This window comes from Colwellia sp. E150_009, from assembly GCF_053543955.1.
This window is the reverse complement of sequence record NZ_JBHFOM010000008.1, coordinates 1-16,723: the sequence shown is the minus strand read 5'-3', so window position 1 is coordinate 16,723 and position 16,723 is coordinate 1. Positions and strand designations below refer to the sequence as shown.

The following is a 16,723-nucleotide window of genomic DNA, read 5'->3' as shown; positions in this document are numbered from 1 at the left end:
TTAAAGTGTTTTCACTAAGTGTTAAGTATATAAATCAGATAAAACATCTTCGGGTGTAGATTGAGTCTTACCTTGTTGTTTACATAGATATAAGTTATTCGGTTTATCTGCTTGATAACGCCATAATATTTCATCAATATTTTTAATATTGTGCGGCATTTTAAACTCACCAAGCGTAACTACACTTTCAGCGAAGCAATGTGGTGTATTGGGGTCACGTTGATTTTTAGCTTCGCCAAGTTCAGTTAACCCATGAAAGCCTGTGGCAATAGGCACAAGCCAACCTTTAGCTTTTCGGTTACTTGACCAAGCAACCTTTTCATTACCTTGTGCATTAGTCTCAAGAACGCATTTATGATGGATAACCAAGTAATCAAGTAATGCATCTATCGCATCTTGCCCTTGCTCCATAGCATCAAGCATTAAATCTTGGCGTTCTATTAGTGCATAACCTGGCATTATTTTTCTGGTTAATGAGTGAATGTCGCTTGGGTTACCATTTTCTATTTTAAAAAATTCTGGCGTTTTAAATGATGAAATATCACCGCCTGCCATTTTCATACTGCTGTGCAGAATATGTGCTATTTTTTCTTTTACTAAGGTTTCATCATCTTTTTCAATACCACTATATTCAATCACTAACGATATATCTAAATGACAACGTGCTTCTTCAATAAACGCGCTTCTTGCTCCTGTTTTATCTAACGGGTTTCCTGTACCAATTATCGAATGAACATAATCTCCGTCACCTTTATGTGTTTGTAAGTCACAAGTATGACTAATAACACCTACCCCATTAAGTTTACTCTTAGTAAAGCCACTGGCATTTAATTTTCGTTGTAGAGCATGCACCGCGCCTAGCCATGCGGTCATCGCAGGAAAACCGATAGTAAAAGGACTAGAAAGGGCATTGGCGTTATGTACTTTTATATGTGGTAGTAATACTATTCTTTTTATATTACTCATATTAAAAACTCCCTATTTTGTTCTACAATATTGGCAAATAATAAGCGTTCTTCTTCACCAAGTTTTACCGCTTGTTTGCCTAATACTTTTTCATAACGACGACTGAACCAGCGTGAAATTTCATGTACTAAGGTGTCTAACCATTGCGCTTCATTTTCTCTTTGTTCAGTAAGTTCACTTCGTAACCAAGTTCTTTGGTGACTAGATAGGTTAGACGAATCTTCATGAAACTGAGCTTGAGAAACTGCGCGTACAGCCCACATCTTTTCAATAATTAAATCGATAACTTGTTGCAAGTAACGGTCGCGTGCCTCACGCATATTAATGTTGTTATGATCGGCTTGGAACAGTTTATGTAATGCTTTAAAAATATCGGCGTATTCATATTGTTGAAAAGATTCAACAAAGAAATCACTTTTAGGGAAATGAATATTTCGTTTTTCAATACTTGGCGGTATTGACGAAAGTAAATGTGCTTTACCACCATTTTGATTATTCAGCACACTGATATTTTGTGGTTTAGTGCCACCATAACCAATAGTAGTTAAGCCATATATTTCGCTATAGCCTTGTTCACTAAATTCATTTTTTCGTTTTTTATCACGTAATATTTTAACTTCTTCTGAAAAGCGTAATTTATCGAGACGTGATCGTAGTTCGTAAACTATACCTGAATTAGTTAGCAGTGACAGTTGGTGATAATCGCCATCAACAGGAAAATACACTTGTTTTATTTTAGAGCTAGTAATACTTTCATCAGCGCTTTCAACCATGGCTAAAAACCCCTTTTTAAGATTTTCATAGCTTTCTGATTTTATGGTTAACAAATTTTTTGCTAATTCGGTATCTTGTTCGATATGCGTTAGTAGCGTGGTACCATCTTCCATGTTTAAAGTTAAGAATTTATAAACATCAAGGGCTGCTGCATTTCCTAAAGCGTCTGTTGCAGCACTTACATTACCGGTTTTTAAAAAGCCATCAGCTGTATGTTCAATAATTGATAAAACAGAAGAGACATAACCATTTTTGTTTTTTCTGGCACTTGGATGGCTAAAAGTACAAGGATGTGTAGACATGGATATTTGGCCCGCTCTTTTTGCTGCATTAGGTAGCCATTCACTGAGTGAGAATAACTGTTCACACTCTTGTTCTGTTTCCTTTATTTCGTGTTCAAGCATTGATGTGGTGATTTTTTTCTTTAGCCATGCTTCTTTTCTTTCAGATAAGAAACCAGCTATTGCGGGGTCTAACATGTTCCACCTCCATTTTTATTTATTTTAACCAGTCCAAACTGGTCGTTATATTCAAATTCTATATTTTCTCGTTCAACAAAGTTTATTTCACCATAACGTAACGATACTCGCTTAGTTGATATTAACCATGGTTCGCTAATGTACTGCGGTAATAATGCTTGATAATTTCGTTCTAACCATAAATTTTGACGTTCACTTTCACTTAATTCGACATGACTTATATTCAGAATACCTTCACGATTTATAGCCTGATTGTTTTCATCTAATAATGTTTTACCTGCTTCATCTTTTTGCGTGAAATAACAGCTGTCACTATTCTCGTTATAAAAGAGGAATAAATTAATACTCGCTTCGCTTTGCCTAAATGGTGTAAGCACCTGTGGCAAAGCAGTTAAATACCATGTTTCGGTTAGATAACTTTGTAATGTGTTGGCACCAACACTTTTAAAACTGGTTAAATCATTCGCTGTAACTTTATGTTCAACGGCGGCTAAAGCTTGTCTTTCTGACGGTGGTAATCTTTGAATACGAGGAATTGCATTTAAGTTAGTTGATATTTGCTCTTCATTGATTAATTGAGTTAAATCATGAAATGGTAACCCTAATCCAGACTGACTAATTTTCTTATAATCGTCTTCATAACCCGGCTTGATAAAATATGCTTCACCAGCCTTATCATTCGATTTACAAGCTCTGATGTTATATTGCATTAAACCAATATTGGCTTCCTCAACACCATCACTGCGGTGTCTACGTACACGACCAGCTAATTGCACAATAGAGCGATAAGATGAGGGTTCTACAATTGCCCAATCAAAATCATGATCACGCCCTACTTCTTCGACTGGCGTTGCCACTAAAATAAAAATAACATTTTGTACTTTTCTATTATTTTTACTGATGGTATCAAGATGTTTACGAATAACAGGGTTAGATAACGCTTGCTGTTCGTCACCTTCTTTTTCTTTACGTTTTAGTACCGCATCAAGATGTTTTTCTTGTTCGTGGCGTAATAACAACACTTGTTGGCTGTGGTATGCCATTACTTTTACTTGGGTGTTTTCTGGGTACTGCACTTGTAGTAAGTATTTGGTTAATGCAACGCACGGTGAAATATTTGCCATTCGCACTACGCCAAAGGATATTTTTATCGATGTTTTTTTATCAACGCTGTGATGTTGCGCGTGCTTAGTTAAACTGGCTTGTTGTATGGTTGAGAAATATTGCGCTTGTTTTGTTTCTTCGGTTGATGCAACTTGATTAGCATTTTTTTGACTATTTTCTTCATTATCAAACAAGGCGCAAGGAATAATTTCTGCTTTTCGTTTAGCCACTTGCTGCGTTAATTTTTCAACACGTTTTTCAATAAAAGCACTGTGGTGTTGCTGATATTCTATTAACACTCTTTCACTGTTTTTAACGTTAATAGAATCAACATTTGTGCGAAATTCATCTATCCAAGCACAGCCAATTTCGGCATTAACTTGGTCGCGGCTATGACAAAAAACCTGCCAACCTTCTTTATAAGCATTAAAATACCCCATGGCTAAATCAGGTGGAATAGTGGCAGATGAGATCATCACTTTACGCCCTAACATGCCAGCTAAATGAATGAGTCGACCAATGGCGATTAAGTCATCACCGGTAAAATCGTCTATTTCATCTATCACCAAATCTGATGACATTAAACGCAAGCTTGGCAAAATATAACGGCCACCACGTTTGGTTTCTGTTGCTGCCATTAAGTGATCAATGGTACAAGCGAGCACGGGCGCGTATAAAAATTGTTTATCTCTCTCGCAGGTTAATACCGTACTTAATCCCTCTTCGGGTATGTCACAATCAAAATCAATAAACTCGTCTAATAAAGCTTGTTTTGATTCCGAGCCTAGTACCTCTTCGGTAACTTCATTTTGCTCGAAAGTTTGATTGTTGTTTGCGTCATTTGTTGAGTTATGTAGCTCGGCTACAGCTCTTGAGCCAATTAAAACGGCTAATTGATATTTTGTTAACCCAATACGATCTCGATATTCATCGCCTGTTTGTAAGGTAAGTGTACGTAAACCAAGGGCTAAAATGTAACGTAAACTTTTACCGTCAACTGACAGAGCACGCATAACTTTGGCATTGGCAAAAGTTTTACCACACCCTGTACTTGCCATGTTAACAGCAAAAAAACCAACGACTTTTTTGTCTTGTAATTTTTTCCATTCAGTAATTTTTGTTACCGCTTTGTCTTGCCACTGAAAAGCACTAGGACTTGACTTTCTTAGCACTTGAATATCTGTTGCTACAGGCGGCTCTTGCTCAAATGCGGGTAGTAAATGTGCTGTATTTAACGCATTTCTGGCAACGCCAACTAAATGTTCATCTAATTTTTGTTTGAACTCACCTGTTTCTCGGTCGGTATTTGCAAATAAGCCTGTAGTATCTTTCCACTGTTTAGCAGCATCTTGCGACGAATAAAAATGGTCGCCCAACATTAAGCATAAACGCGCATGGTGTAATACTAAGCGATAGCTGCCATCTTGCATGGCGGAGTCAATCAACGGTAAGCAATGCAACAAGCTATTCGACCAACGTTTTACCTGTTTTAGCCATTCGCTTGATTGTGATAAAAACCCGTGCGGAAATTCAAAACAATTTTTAACGCGCTTTTGATATTCTTGCTCATCTGGTTTATTCTCATAACCCCATTCTTGAGTAATACGTTTAAGCACTGTCGCTAAATCAGGAGACTCAACACCAAGCCATTTATTTCTCGTTTCTTTACGCTTATTTGAAAAATTAGGTAAGCGGTGATGAGATACTATTAACCAAGCAACCAATTTAGCCGCAGAAGGTAACTTATCTAGGGCGACCACTTGTGTTTCTTCTAATGCTTGTTTAAGTTTTTGCTCTGCAATATCACCATTTACTAAATCGTTCAGCCATGTTTTATCATCTCGTTTTTGAATAAAGGTATTGAGTAATAAAACTGAGATCCATTCGTGCCTTATAGGATCACCTATGAATTTATTTTTACTGTTCAGATTTAATTTTTCCTGAAACAGTTTCGACGCTTTTCCCCAATCATGAAATAGTGCTGAAATTGCGGTTAAAGATTTTATTAATGGCAAATATTTCCAATCATTCTCTATCTCACTATTTAATAAATTTTTTCTTGTGCTATTTACAGGAATCACACCTTCAACATTAAACTTACTCTTATTCCCCACCACCCACAAAAACTGGCTTCTTGCTCGTGAACGTATCCAATGGCAACTAACAGCAGTGCTTTTACTAGCGGTTTGGCGTAGCATTTTTTTAACTGTAATTAGGCCGTCTTCAGTGATTACGGTTTGCCAGGTATTATCACCTATTCTGTTGGCAAACGCGTCGAGTACTCGCCTTGTTTTTTTAAGGGCATTTTTTTCACATTGGCTTACAAACGTAACCATCATAATGAGAAGTCGCTTTGTCTATGTAATACACCATCTATTTCTGTTCTGAACAATTCAAGTTCATAAAACGGTGCGCAATAACTTGTCATTAAGTATTTGCCTCAATTGGTTTACTGGTATGATTTTGTAGTGCAATTTGTTTTACGGCATCAAACATATAATCTAATGCTTTGTGGTCGGTAAAGGCTTGCAATATTTGTTGTCTAAACTCTTGTTCTGTTGCATTTTCTTTCGCGCAAATAAACGCCCAAGGGAGCACTAATGCGTCTTTTATTAAGTCTGCCACATCAAACACTAAGGCACCTCGTCTAGTTTTACCATGCATTACGGCAAAACCATGCGGTATACCTAATACCCATAAAGTACAAGCAGCAAGGCCATAAGCTAAGTAATTACCATGGTTCAAGAAGTCATTACCTAAATCAGAGCTTTGGTGTTGTCGAGTAAAATTATCAAGTTGGTATTATTGGCAGCAAACTTATAAAGTGCTTTGGTGAGCTGTGCTTCAGTTAGTAATAAATCAGATTGTTTACTGGCGGCTTCAGTCCGTTTTGTAAAAATGGCCAATGAACTTTGAATAGCATTATCGGTTATTAAAAAACCATTTTGTTTAAGATCTTTATCTTTGCTCCATACTCGGGATAGGTATTCAATACGTAACGTTTGAAATTGTTTAGCTGCATTTAATCGTTTTTCGTCATCGAACCAGAATTGCATCCATCCGTGTAAATATTCAGTTGGTCGGTATTCGCTTTGAGGTGTCATCCATTCAATAGCGTGCTCTACATTATTTGCCATGTAAAGTGGTGTGCCACCACCGCCGCTAAAGCCAACAAGTACACCAGCTTGGCTTAACATGCGTACTGCTGCTTGGGTAATTGATGTGCCATTGCCTAAAAGCAAAACAGTAGTATTGGCAATAGGAATGTTAAAATATAAATTTTCTTTTTTTGCTTCTGTTAAATATAAAACCCTGCCATCTTTTTGCATTACTCGACAGTATTCTAGGTAATAAATATTAGCGCGTTTTGAATGGAGAATACTTTTTAAGTTTGATGGTGACAAATCGTCCATACGTACCTTCTTCTTGAATCCGTTCTATAGTTATTTTTGGTTGTTACTATTACTAACATGTATTTATAACGCTGTTTCAACATATCAAAACGTATATTGAGAAGCAATCAAAATTGTCCTGTACCATCGTCGGGCATTTGTAATACAACGGTTTGCCATGACACGTAGTTTCTGCCAAGTTTGTCTGCTTCTTTTGGTGTTTCTAGTTTGGTAAATAAATAAGCCAACATCAGTTGCTAAGCGTTTTAATTCATTAGCGTATACGTCAAACATTTTTCGGGTTTTGTCGTTGTCTTCTGTTTGGTCATATTGAAGCGAAATAACTATTATTCCGCCGAGTTTAAGTAAGTGCATGTATTAAAAATCAATTTTTTACTGACACGTTCTCTTATTTTATTTGTTAATAATGCATCACCCATTCATTGTACTTATTACTTTATATCCCGTTTACACTCAACATGCTTAAGTGATGCTTGCAAAGCATGCTGTCTATTTAAATAATGATGTTCTTCTGCTATTAAGGTTAAAACATGGAATTTAGCTAATTGTTGCCTTGTTTCTGTATTAGGGCAAACTAGTAGCACTTCACATTGGGCATCAAGAGCATCTTTTATTGCATTTTCGAGTGCTAACCCTACGGTTACATCAATCATAGGAACATCGGTTAAATCTAATATCATCACTTGGTAATTAGCTATACTGGCATGCTGACGTGATATTGCTTTCGATACACTAAATATCATAGGGCCAGATAAGTAAAAAAATAGCACTTTACCGTCTGCTTTATCTAACATTTCACGTTCGCTATGACTTAACGGTACAACATTATTATCACCATCGCTAATAGCCTTCACTTTACGTGCTTGTACTTTGCTTAATTTGTCTATAATAATAATGTTAGAAATGAATACGCCTAGCCCAACGGCAGCGATTAAATCTACAAATACCGTGAGTAACATTACCCCATACATAATTACCATGCCTTGAATGCTGACTTTATGTGCGCGTTGAATAAAACTCCAATCTAAAATATTTAAACCTACGTAAACGGCAATACCTGCTAATACCGCCATTGGAATAGGTTCAGTTAACCCGCCTGCCACTAACACCACTAAGGCCAGTACAATAGCGCGAACCATACCTGAAATAGGACTTCGGGCGCCTACTTGTATATTGGTTACTGTGCCCATAGTAGCGCCTGCCCCCGGTAAAGCACCAAACAAACCTGAAATCATATTGGCAAAACCTTGACCACGTAATTCTTTGTCTGAATCATGTTCTTTACGGGTCAATGAATCACCAATAACAGCGGTTAGCAGTGTGTCAATACAACCTAACGTGCCTAAAACTAACGCATCTATTATCATGGTGGTAAACATATCTGCATTAAAATGAGGAATTACAACAGAGGGTAAACCCGCGGGTATTTCACCTATTCGGCGAATGCTGTCTGTATCAAACAATAAAATAGATAAAAGTGTCACAGCAACCAATGCAACTAATTGTGCAGGAACGTATTTTCGGTATTGTTTAGGAAAGTAAATTAATACAGCTAACGTTAATACGCCTAGAAATAGTTCACTAAATACGATGTTAGACAAGGTATCAGGCAGCGCAGAAATTGTACCTAAAACACCACCAGCTGGTGCTGAATGCCCTAACAATGGAGAGATTTGCAAGATAATTAATATAACACCTATGCCAGACATAAACCCAGAAATAACACTGTATGGCATTAAAGTAACATATTTTCCGAGTTTCAACGTACCTAACAATACTTGAAAAGCGCCAGCCATCATTACCACAGTGAACGACATTGCCATACCTGTTTCTGGGTATTTTGCCATCATACTGGTTAAAACAGCCGTCATGATGACAGTCATTGGCCCTGTTGGCTCTGAAATTAGTGACGTTGAACCTCCAAACAGTGCGGCAAAAAAACCGACCATAATAGCACCCCAAAGACCTGCTTCAGCTCCTGCGCCAGAGGCAACACCGAAAGCAAGTGCCAATGGTAAGGAAATAATAGCAGTGGTGACACCACCAAAGATATCACCTTTTAAATTTACATTTTCAAAACGATTACCAAGCAAAAGAAAAGCTCCTGTATGAAATATTCAATAAGCGGGACTTGTGTATTTCATAACCCACTTATTACAAACAATTAAAATGCATTACTTTGAATAATGCCATTTGTTGGCTAATTTTGCCTTGGGTTTTGTCAATAAAATTAATATAACCTAGTTTTATTAGTACTTTCACCGTGTCGTTGTACAATGTATAAAAACAAAGTGATTACTATACTATGAATATGAGGTGAAAAATTCATAACTCGTTTACGTTGCGATTTATTAACAAATAGTGAGGGAATATCGCGTTAAACCCTACAAAAATTTAACAGCAAAAATTCCTTTAATTAATTGATTATCAGTTAGCTAGGCTCTGTTAGTTGAGATGTTTTAATTAACTTGATATGTTACGTCTACGTTCGTCTCTTACCATACGTTTAGTCAAATACTTAACGATATTCGATATAACTAAAAGAAGAAGTTATGGCCACTTTATTTAACAAAGAAATGCAACAGCGTTATTTTTTACAATCCCACCATAGTTTTGGTCGGCTTAAAAATTCGGTAAATACTTTTATTGATGATTCATTTGTTTCTAAGGTTCATGCTTTTATTGAATGGAACGATAGATATTGGTTATTACGTGATGTTAGCAGTAATGGTACGTGGTTAAATGGTAATAAACTAAGCCGAAACCAAGTAGTTCAACTAAATGTTGGTGATGTGATAAATTTTGCTAGTAACTCAAGTAATGCGTTTGAAGTATTTGATATTAAGTCTCCATGTGATTGCCTTGTTCCTATTGAGCATAATAGCGAAGTAATTGAACTTGAGTATTTTCATTTATTACCAAATCAAGAATCCCATGAAATTTTACTGCGTTATAACAATCAATCCTGTTCTTGGTGGCAAGAAGTATTGGATGATGATTTGAGTGAGTCTGCAACGCCTATGGAATTGCGTAATCAAGAATATATTATATTTAACGGTTTAAAATGGCAGTTACAAATAAATCGCCCACTAGCTGAAACACAAATAGTGAAACCAAGTGTCACCTCACTTAATGAGCTAACATTTATTTTTCAAACAAGCCTTGATGAAGAAAGTACGCATCTTGTTATACAAACTGGCGACAGAAATATAGACCTGTTAGTACGTAGTCATCATTACCTCACACTATGTTTAGCACGACAACGAGTGAAAGATATAAAAGCAGGATTTGATAATAGCGAACAAGGATGGCTTTATGCAGAATCATTGGCTAAAGATTTAGGCGTAGATGCCAGCCACTTGAATATCCAAATTTATCGCATTCGTAAACAATTTGTAGAAGCACTCAATAACACCTGCGAAACCAGTAATATTATTGAGCGTAATACAGGGAAAATACGTTTAGCATCAAAATTTTTTAAGATTATAAAAGGCGATAAAGTTGAATACGATACTCGTTGTCAATAACCAATAAATTATTTAAAGCCTTACAGGTAGTTAAACAGTAATCAAAACGTTTAACTATTTTTTGTTATTTAAAAAACAACATCATTGATTTAGGAAGTCTGTGTAGCTTAGACAACGCTGTATTGATTTTTCTAATAATGGGCTGCGGCCTTTCTGGTTGTGCTAATAAATTTCGGTTTGCATTGCTCATTAATTTGTCTTGGCTATACACATCAATAATAGTCGTTACGCGAGTAGGAATTGGTGACTTGCCTTGTCTTTTGGGTTCTGTATTAATTTTTGCAGTCACATCATTACGTTCAGTTCTAGTGAAAAAACAGTACAAAGAGGTATTGTTTACATGCTCAATTTTTAAGTTATTTACTAGTGTATTATGAACAAGCGCATTAGAGGTATGCTCTTCAGGCGTTACCTTAGTGTTATCTAGACGTTTGCTCATTGTATTCTCCAATCTATCCATATTGTGTTGCCACCTATAGATAAACACTTATGAGTAAATCTATAAAACTTGGCAGTTATTGCATTTAAACTATGTACTATCATATCGACATGAAAGGTATATTGACCATTACACGGCATTACACGGTAAATCTAGCAATAGAGATTTAATTGCGAGAGCAGATTCCATCAACTATAAACGAAAAAACCGCGACTCGTTAAAGTTGCGGTTTTCTAAAATGTGGCAGTGAATCCAGATTTGAACTCTACTCAAAGGTTTAGCGCTACAAACCCAGTCTCTTTTTCCATAAACCCTGAAAAGAAAAACCCCGTTAATCTTTCGGTTAACGGGGTTTCTTGGAATGTAGCGGTGAATCCAGATTTGAACTCTACTCAAAGGTTTAGCGCTACAAACCCAGTCTCTTTTTCCATAAACCCTGAAAAGAAAAAACCCCGTTAATCTTTCGATTAACGGGGTTTCTTGGAATGTGGCGGTGAGATAGAGATTTGAACTCTAGAAGGGCTACAAACCCTTGCCGGTTTTCAAGACCGGTGCTTTCGACCACTCAGCCATCTCACCTGAAGTAAACAAGTAGCAAAACAATGCTTGCTTGAGAACGAGGCGAATATTAAAGTCTCGCTAACCGCTTGTAAAGTACTATTTTACAAATTATGTTAGTTTTAAGTTTGTTTGCTAGAAAATTAAGCATCTTGCTTTTATTTCAAACAAGAATATATGCAGAACGAGGAGTTTTTTATGAGTAAACCTGAGCATAACAATACAGTGTGTCGGTGCCCTTGGCTTGATATGTCAAAACCCGATTACGTTGCTTATCATGATGATGAGTGGGGTGTACCTGTTTATGATGATCACAAGCTATTTGAGTTTTTATGCCTTGAGTCTGCACAAGCGGGGTTAAGTTGGTATACCATTTTAAAACGTCGGCAAGGTTATCGTGATGCGTTTGCTAACTTTGATGTAAATATTGTGGCAACATTTGATCAAGACAAAGTTGAGCAACTTATGCTTAATTCAGCCATTATTCGTAATAGAGGTAAAATTAATGCGGCAATTAATAACGCAAAGTTATTTATTGAGGTTCAGCACGAGTTTGGCAGTTTCAGTAAATATATGTGGGGGTTTGTCGGTAATAAAACTATTGTTAATGAAAATAAAACATTAGCTGATTTTCCTGCCACAAGTGCTGAATCTGATGCGTGGAGTAAAGATTTAAAAAAACGTGGCTTTAAATTTGTTGGTTCTACTATTTGTTATGCACATATGCAGGCCTGTGGTATGGTGAATGACCATAGTTTGGATTGTTACAAACGGAAACACATTTTAGAAAAATATCAGCAATTGTGAGCTAGCTATTTGAAAAACACCATGTCATAATATGTCACAAGGTCGTTAACGATTGTTTAGCCAAATAACTTGAACTTTACGTAAATGCCCTTATCTTAGCTTATATAAAGTTATTATCATTAAGTTTTAAAGGAAGTTTTATGCAAACTAATATGAATTTTCAAACAGCAAGTAAAAGCTCAGCTATTGAAATAAACAAAGTATTGAAAAATACTTATATGCTTTTATCAATGACGTTAGCGTTTAGTGCGGTAACTGCTGGTGTTTCTATGGCAATGAACTTGTCTCACATGGCAGCGCTTGTCATGATGCTAGTTGCTTTTGGTTTAATGTTTGTTGTAAACAAAAAAGCCGACTCTGCTAGTGGTATTTATTGGATATTTGGTTTTACTGGGTTGATGGGTGCTTCGCTTGGGCCAATGCTTAACGCGTACGCTGCAATGCCTGGTGGCCCTGCTATTATTATGCAAGCGCTTGGTGGTACTGCATTAATATTTTTTGCCTTATCAGGTTATGCATTAACCAGCAAGAAAGACTTCTCATTTATGGGTGGCTTCTTAATGACAGGATTGATTGTTGTATTAGTTGCAAGTTTAGCTAATATTTTCTTTCAAATCCCTGCCCTTTCATTAGCCGTAAGTGCTGCGGTTATTATGTTAATGTCTGGTTTGATTTTGTTTGACACAAGCCGTATTATCAATGGTGGTGAGCGTAATTACATTAGAGCAACTGTTTCATTGTATTTAAATATTTATAATATTTTTGTTCACTTACTTCACCTTTTAGGTGTATTTGGTGGCGATGATTAACACAAGGTATTTTATTCCTTACGTTAAGCTTAAGCTAATTCGCTTTTAGTCTCCAAAAAAAACGTTATAATATCAAGCCTCGCCAACGCGGGGCTTTTTTATGTTCTTTTTTATGTTTATTGATAAAACTCAAATAGAGATTATTTTAGTGAAGACACTAGCCGTTATTGTTACCACACCACCATATAGTAATTTAAGTGTTACCGCGCTTGATTACATTGAAACAGCCCTTAAAACAGGTGTTGAGGTTATTGGTGTATTTTTTTATCAAGACGGTGTTATGCATGCTAGCACAAGTGTTCAAATTGCCAGTGATGAGTTTCAATATCTGCCCTGCTGGCAACGTTTATACAACCACTATAGTTTACCACTACATCTATGTATTACAGCAGCAGAAAAGCGCGGTATTAGTGATGAACATATACAGAACATTCATCCTATTTTTACCGTTTCAGGTTTGGGAGAGCTAGTTGAGTTATCATCAAAAGCTGATCGAATGGTGCAGTTTTAATGGTTAAATCAATAATTAAATCCTTAGCCATACTCAATAGTAAGGCACCCTACGGTAGTTCGGCAGGCAAAGACGCATTGGATATTGCCTTAGTGTTTGGCTCGTTTGAGCAACCCGTGTCGTTATTTTTTCAAGGTGACGGGGTATGGCAATTAGTGCAAGGGCAAAACGGTGCTATTGTCGCAGTTAAAGATTACCTTAAAACATTTGCTGCGTTTGAGTTTTACGATATTGAGGAGATATATGTTTGCCAAGCCTCGTTAATTGAACGCAACTTAGCCGATACCTTTCACATTGAAGCGGTACAGGTATTAGGCTCTGAAGCCTTTGCAGCGCAATTGACTTCTCATCATACTATTTTAAGGTTTTAGCATTGTTATTTTTTAGTTTTTCGGAAACCCAACTATGACTACTCTTCACATTGTTCGTCAAAGTGCTTTTACTACGAATGATTTCTATCAATGTATACAAACACTGGGCAATAAAGATTGCATTGTTTTTGCTGATGACGGCTGTTATAACCTACAGCATTATTTAATTAATACCATGAACACCGAAAAGAATAAAAACATCCAATTAATGGTGCTATCTTCCCATGCACAAGCACGCGCTATCACGATAAATACAGAGCTTTGTACTGAAATTGATATGACAGCGTTAGTGTCTCTTACCTTTAATAACGACAGAGTAATAACATGGCAATAAAATTTAATGGTAATGAAGTGGCTACTGACCAGCAAGGTTACTTGTTAGATTATACCCTTTGGGAAGAAGCGTTAGCCAATGAAATTGCGTTGCAAGATAACGTTGTATTAACTGATGCACACTGGGAAGTGATTCATTTTGTTCGCCAATTTTATCTCACTTACAATACTTCTCCAGCAATTCGTGCGTTAACTAAAGCAATGAAAGCAGAGTTTGGCGAAGAAAAAGCCAGTAGCCGTTATCTGTTTCGTTTATTTCCTGATGGCCCAGCAAAACAAGCAACTAAATATGCTGGCTTACCCAAACCTAAACGGTGTTTGTAACAGTTATGTATTAAAAAAGCGCCACACAAAAAATGTTGGCGCTTTTAAAATAATGACTTAGCTTATGCTTTCTAAGTTAATAACTACTTAACAGGTAATGTAGGTACAGTAATACCTGCCATTTCAAGCATAACACGTACAACTTGACAGCTATAACCAAACTCATTGTCATACCATACATATAACACAGCGCGATCACCATCAACAATTGTTGCTTGTGAATCAACAACACCCGCATAACGTGAACCAACTAAATCGGTTGACACAATTTCACTTGAAGCAGTGTAATCTACTTGGTTTTGTAAATCAGATTTCAATGAAATTTCACGCAAGTAATTGTTCAAACTGTCTTTATCTGTCGATTTTTTCAAGTTTAAATTCATAATAGCCATGGAAACATTTGGCGTAGGTACACGAATAGCATTACCCGTTAATAAACCTTTTAATTCCGGTAACGCTTTAGCAACCGCTTTTGCAGCACCTGTTGTACTAATAACCATATTTAATGGCGCACTACGTCCACGACGTGGTGCTTTATGATAGTTATCAATTAGGTTTTGATCATTAGTATAAGAGTGAATCGTTTCAACATGACCATTTTTAATACCAAATTCATCATTCAAAGCTTTTAGTACAGGTGTTATTGCGTTGGTAGTACAACTTGCTGCCGACACAATGTTATCTTCTGGCAAAATCATATTATGGTTAACACCATAAACAATATTTTTTATGTCGCCTTTAGCTGGCGCTGTTAGTAATACTTTAGCAACACCTTTAGATTGTAAATGTTGCCCTAAGCCTTCTTCATCAGACCAAATACCTGTATTATCAACAACAAGCGCGTTTTCAATATCGTGCTCAGTGTAATCAACTTCTGACGGTGAATTAGCGTAAATAACTTTAATAAAAGCACCATTTGCTTTAATTACGTTGTTATCTTTATCAATGGTAATACTACCATTAAAGGCACCATGTACGGAGTCGCGACGTAACAAACTGGCACGTTTTGCCAAATCGTCACCGCCTTTACTTGGACGTAAAACAATAGCACGAAGGTTTAATTTGGCGTTAGGGCCTGTTTGTTCTATCAATAAACGGGCTAATAAACGGCCAATTCGACCAAAACCATATAAAACAACATCTTGGCTAGCCGCTTTATCTTTCGCACCACTCACTGCTGTTAGTTCTTTTTCTAAATATTGATCAATTGACAAGTCATTTGACTGCCCTTGAAATAAGTAACGATATGCTAATTTGCCCACATCAATACGCGCTGGCGATAATTCCATTTTGCTGAGTGCTTCTACAAATGGAAAACTTTCACGTAATCGTAATTTTCTCTCTTCATGTAAAGCGACAGATTTATGCGCTTTAATAATATCAATAGGAGAAGCATTGAGCAGTGGACGACCATAGACAGATATTTCAATACCTTTATTTCTAAATAGTTGACCAATAATGGGTTGCATATTTTCTGCGAAGGTTTGGCGTTCTTGCCAACTTGTTTGATATTCTTCCTCAAGATGAGACGTCATTAGTTAAGCCTTATATTTCAATCAATTGAACGATAATTTACTGTAATCATAATAATCTAATTATTAAAAATAAAAAACTAGACTATGGTAGAGGTTTATTGCGCGCATATTGTAATGCAAGACGTAATAATTCTCTATAGGTTACAAAAATATTTATTGATAAAAATCATATTAAATGGGCTGAAAAGTTAAGCTGAGCGAGTTTACGCAGTATCTTTTACCCGTGGGCTTAGGACCGTCATCAAAGACATGACCAAGATGAGATTGACAGTGCTGACATTGAATTTCAGTACGGATCATGTTGTGGCTTATATCATCTAAATAAGCCACATTGCCGTCAATAGACTCATAAAAACTTGGCCAACCGCAGCCCGCATCAAACTTATGTGCGCTTTCAAATAACGGTTTGTCGCAACAGGCACAAAGATAAGTACCTGCGAGCCAATGATCATTATAAATACCCGTAAAAGGGCGTTCTGTAGCAGCAAGTCGGCACACTTTGTAAGCTTCGTCACTGAGCTTTTTTTTATAATGATCGTTCATAGTAATTACTCCAAACTTTAAAATATACGTTAGCGTATTAGATTGATGATATTAGGGTTTGTTGATCTTTGCTGATTATTTTTGCAGCAGTTTATACCAATTTGATTAAATTTCTTCCCAACTCAGAGCTTCATTAGCGGGCTTAGAACAAGGAAAATTGATTAAACATAGTTACTCTATATTTCTTCAATTTTGCGATGTTATCAGTTTGCTAATGAGCTCCCAAAGGG

The 16,723-nt window shown here is 36.5% G+C and carries 15 protein-coding genes, 1 tRNA gene and 1 pseudogene; 7 read left to right on the top strand and 10 right to left on the bottom strand.

Annotated elements, in window-relative coordinates; genetic code table 11:
* Window positions 1-21 precede the first annotated feature (21 nt).
* The 6 genes and pseudogenes from csy2 to ACE1OF_RS05545 all read right to left on the bottom strand — a co-directional run bounded on the left by csy2 (window position 22) and on the right by ACE1OF_RS05545 (window position 8,829).
* The gene (gene csy2 / locus ACE1OF_RS05570) at window positions 22-966 is read right to left on the bottom strand and encodes a type I-F CRISPR-associated protein Csy2 (RefSeq protein WP_448893258.1); all 945 of its coding nucleotides are present in this window, start codon (window positions 964-966) and stop codon (window positions 22-24) included.
* Window positions 963-2,219 (bottom strand): type I-F CRISPR-associated protein Csy1, encoded by a 1,257-nt coding sequence (gene csy1, locus ACE1OF_RS05565; RefSeq protein ID WP_448893257.1) that lies wholly within the window; start codon window positions 2,217-2,219, stop codon window positions 963-965. The genes csy2 and csy1 overlap by 4 nt, the downstream gene beginning before the upstream one ends.
* Window positions 2,213-5,662 (bottom strand): type I-F CRISPR-associated helicase Cas3f, encoded by a 3,450-nt coding sequence (gene cas3f / locus ACE1OF_RS05560; protein ID WP_448893256.1) that lies wholly within the window; start codon window positions 5,660-5,662, stop codon window positions 2,213-2,215. The genes csy1 and cas3f overlap by 7 nt, the downstream gene beginning before the upstream one ends.
* An 88-nt stretch (window positions 5,663-5,750) precedes the next feature.
* Window positions 5,751-6,736, bottom strand: a pseudogene (gene cas1f / locus ACE1OF_RS05555) (type I-F CRISPR-associated endonuclease Cas1f).
* Between the two features lie 107 nt (window positions 6,737-6,843).
* A complete protein-coding gene (locus ACE1OF_RS05550) occupies window positions 6,844-6,966 on the bottom strand; it encodes a hypothetical protein (protein WP_448893255.1) in 123 nt (40 codons plus the stop codon).
* Window positions 6,967-7,167: 201 nt separating this feature from the next.
* On the bottom strand, window positions 7,168-8,829 hold the full coding sequence (locus tag ACE1OF_RS05545) for a SulP family inorganic anion transporter (RefSeq protein WP_448893254.1): 1,662 nt from the start codon (window positions 8,827-8,829) through the stop codon (window positions 7,168-7,170).
* A gap of 459 nt (window positions 8,830-9,288) precedes the next feature.
* On the opposite strand from ACE1OF_RS05545, the gene ACE1OF_RS05540 reads away from it, so the two are divergent.
* Window positions 9,289-10,263 carry an FHA domain-containing protein gene (locus ACE1OF_RS05540; RefSeq protein WP_448893253.1) on the top strand — a complete coding sequence of 325 codons (975 nt, stop codon included), beginning with the start codon at window positions 9,289-9,291 and terminating at the stop codon, window positions 10,261-10,263.
* 64 nt (window positions 10,264-10,327) lie between these two features.
* On the opposite strand, the gene ACE1OF_RS05535 is transcribed toward ACE1OF_RS05540, so the two are convergent.
* Window positions 10,328-10,702 (bottom strand): hypothetical protein, encoded by a 375-nt coding sequence (locus ACE1OF_RS05535; protein WP_448893252.1) that lies wholly within the window; start codon window positions 10,700-10,702, stop codon window positions 10,328-10,330.
* A gap of 488 nt (window positions 10,703-11,190) precedes the next feature.
* Window positions 11,191-11,281: transfer RNA gene (locus ACE1OF_RS05530), tRNA-Ser, on the bottom strand.
* A gap of 177 nt (window positions 11,282-11,458) precedes the next feature.
* On the opposite strand from ACE1OF_RS05530, the gene ACE1OF_RS05525 reads away from it, so the two are divergent.
* From ACE1OF_RS05525 to ACE1OF_RS05500, 6 genes are all read left to right on the top strand, one after another.
* On the top strand, window positions 11,459-12,067 hold the full coding sequence (locus ACE1OF_RS05525; RefSeq protein ID WP_448893251.1) for a DNA-3-methyladenine glycosylase I: 609 nt from the start codon (window positions 11,459-11,461) through the stop codon (window positions 12,065-12,067).
* 140 nt (window positions 12,068-12,207) lie between these two features.
* Window positions 12,208-12,876: a Bax inhibitor-1/YccA family protein gene (locus ACE1OF_RS05520; RefSeq protein ID WP_448893250.1), complete on the top strand. Its 669-nt coding sequence runs from the start codon at window positions 12,208-12,210 to the stop codon at window positions 12,874-12,876.
* A gap of 100 nt (window positions 12,877-12,976) precedes the next feature.
* On the top strand, window positions 12,977-13,387 hold the full coding sequence (tusD, locus tag ACE1OF_RS05515; RefSeq protein ID WP_448893249.1) for a sulfurtransferase complex subunit TusD: 411 nt from the start codon (window positions 12,977-12,979) through the stop codon (window positions 13,385-13,387).
* Window positions 13,387-13,758: a sulfurtransferase complex subunit TusC gene (tusC, locus tag ACE1OF_RS05510; protein ID WP_448893248.1), complete on the top strand. Its 372-nt coding sequence runs from the start codon at window positions 13,387-13,389 to the stop codon at window positions 13,756-13,758. The genes tusD and tusC overlap by 1 nt, the downstream gene beginning before the upstream one ends.
* Window positions 13,759-13,792: 34 nt before the next feature.
* Window positions 13,793-14,092: a sulfurtransferase complex subunit TusB gene (tusB, locus tag ACE1OF_RS05505; protein ID WP_448893247.1), complete on the top strand. Its 300-nt coding sequence runs from the start codon at window positions 13,793-13,795 to the stop codon at window positions 14,090-14,092.
* The gene (locus tag ACE1OF_RS05500; protein WP_448893246.1) at window positions 14,083-14,415 is read left to right on the top strand and encodes a TusE/DsrC/DsvC family sulfur relay protein; all 333 of its coding nucleotides are present in this window, start codon (window positions 14,083-14,085) and stop codon (window positions 14,413-14,415) included. Before tusB ends, ACE1OF_RS05500 begins: the two co-directional genes overlap by 10 nt.
* Before the next feature lie 83 nt (window positions 14,416-14,498).
* On the opposite strand, the gene ACE1OF_RS05495 is transcribed toward ACE1OF_RS05500, so the two are convergent.
* Both ACE1OF_RS05495 and msrB read right to left on the bottom strand, forming a co-directional pair.
* On the bottom strand, window positions 14,499-15,950 hold the full coding sequence (locus tag ACE1OF_RS05495; RefSeq protein WP_448893245.1) for a glyceraldehyde-3-phosphate dehydrogenase: 1,452 nt from the start codon (window positions 15,948-15,950) through the stop codon (window positions 14,499-14,501).
* A 171-nt stretch (window positions 15,951-16,121) separates the two neighbouring features.
* A complete protein-coding gene (msrB, locus tag ACE1OF_RS05490; protein ID WP_448893244.1) occupies window positions 16,122-16,493 on the bottom strand; it encodes a peptide-methionine (R)-S-oxide reductase MsrB in 372 nt (123 codons plus the stop codon).
* Between the last annotated feature and the right edge of the window lie 230 nt (window positions 16,494-16,723).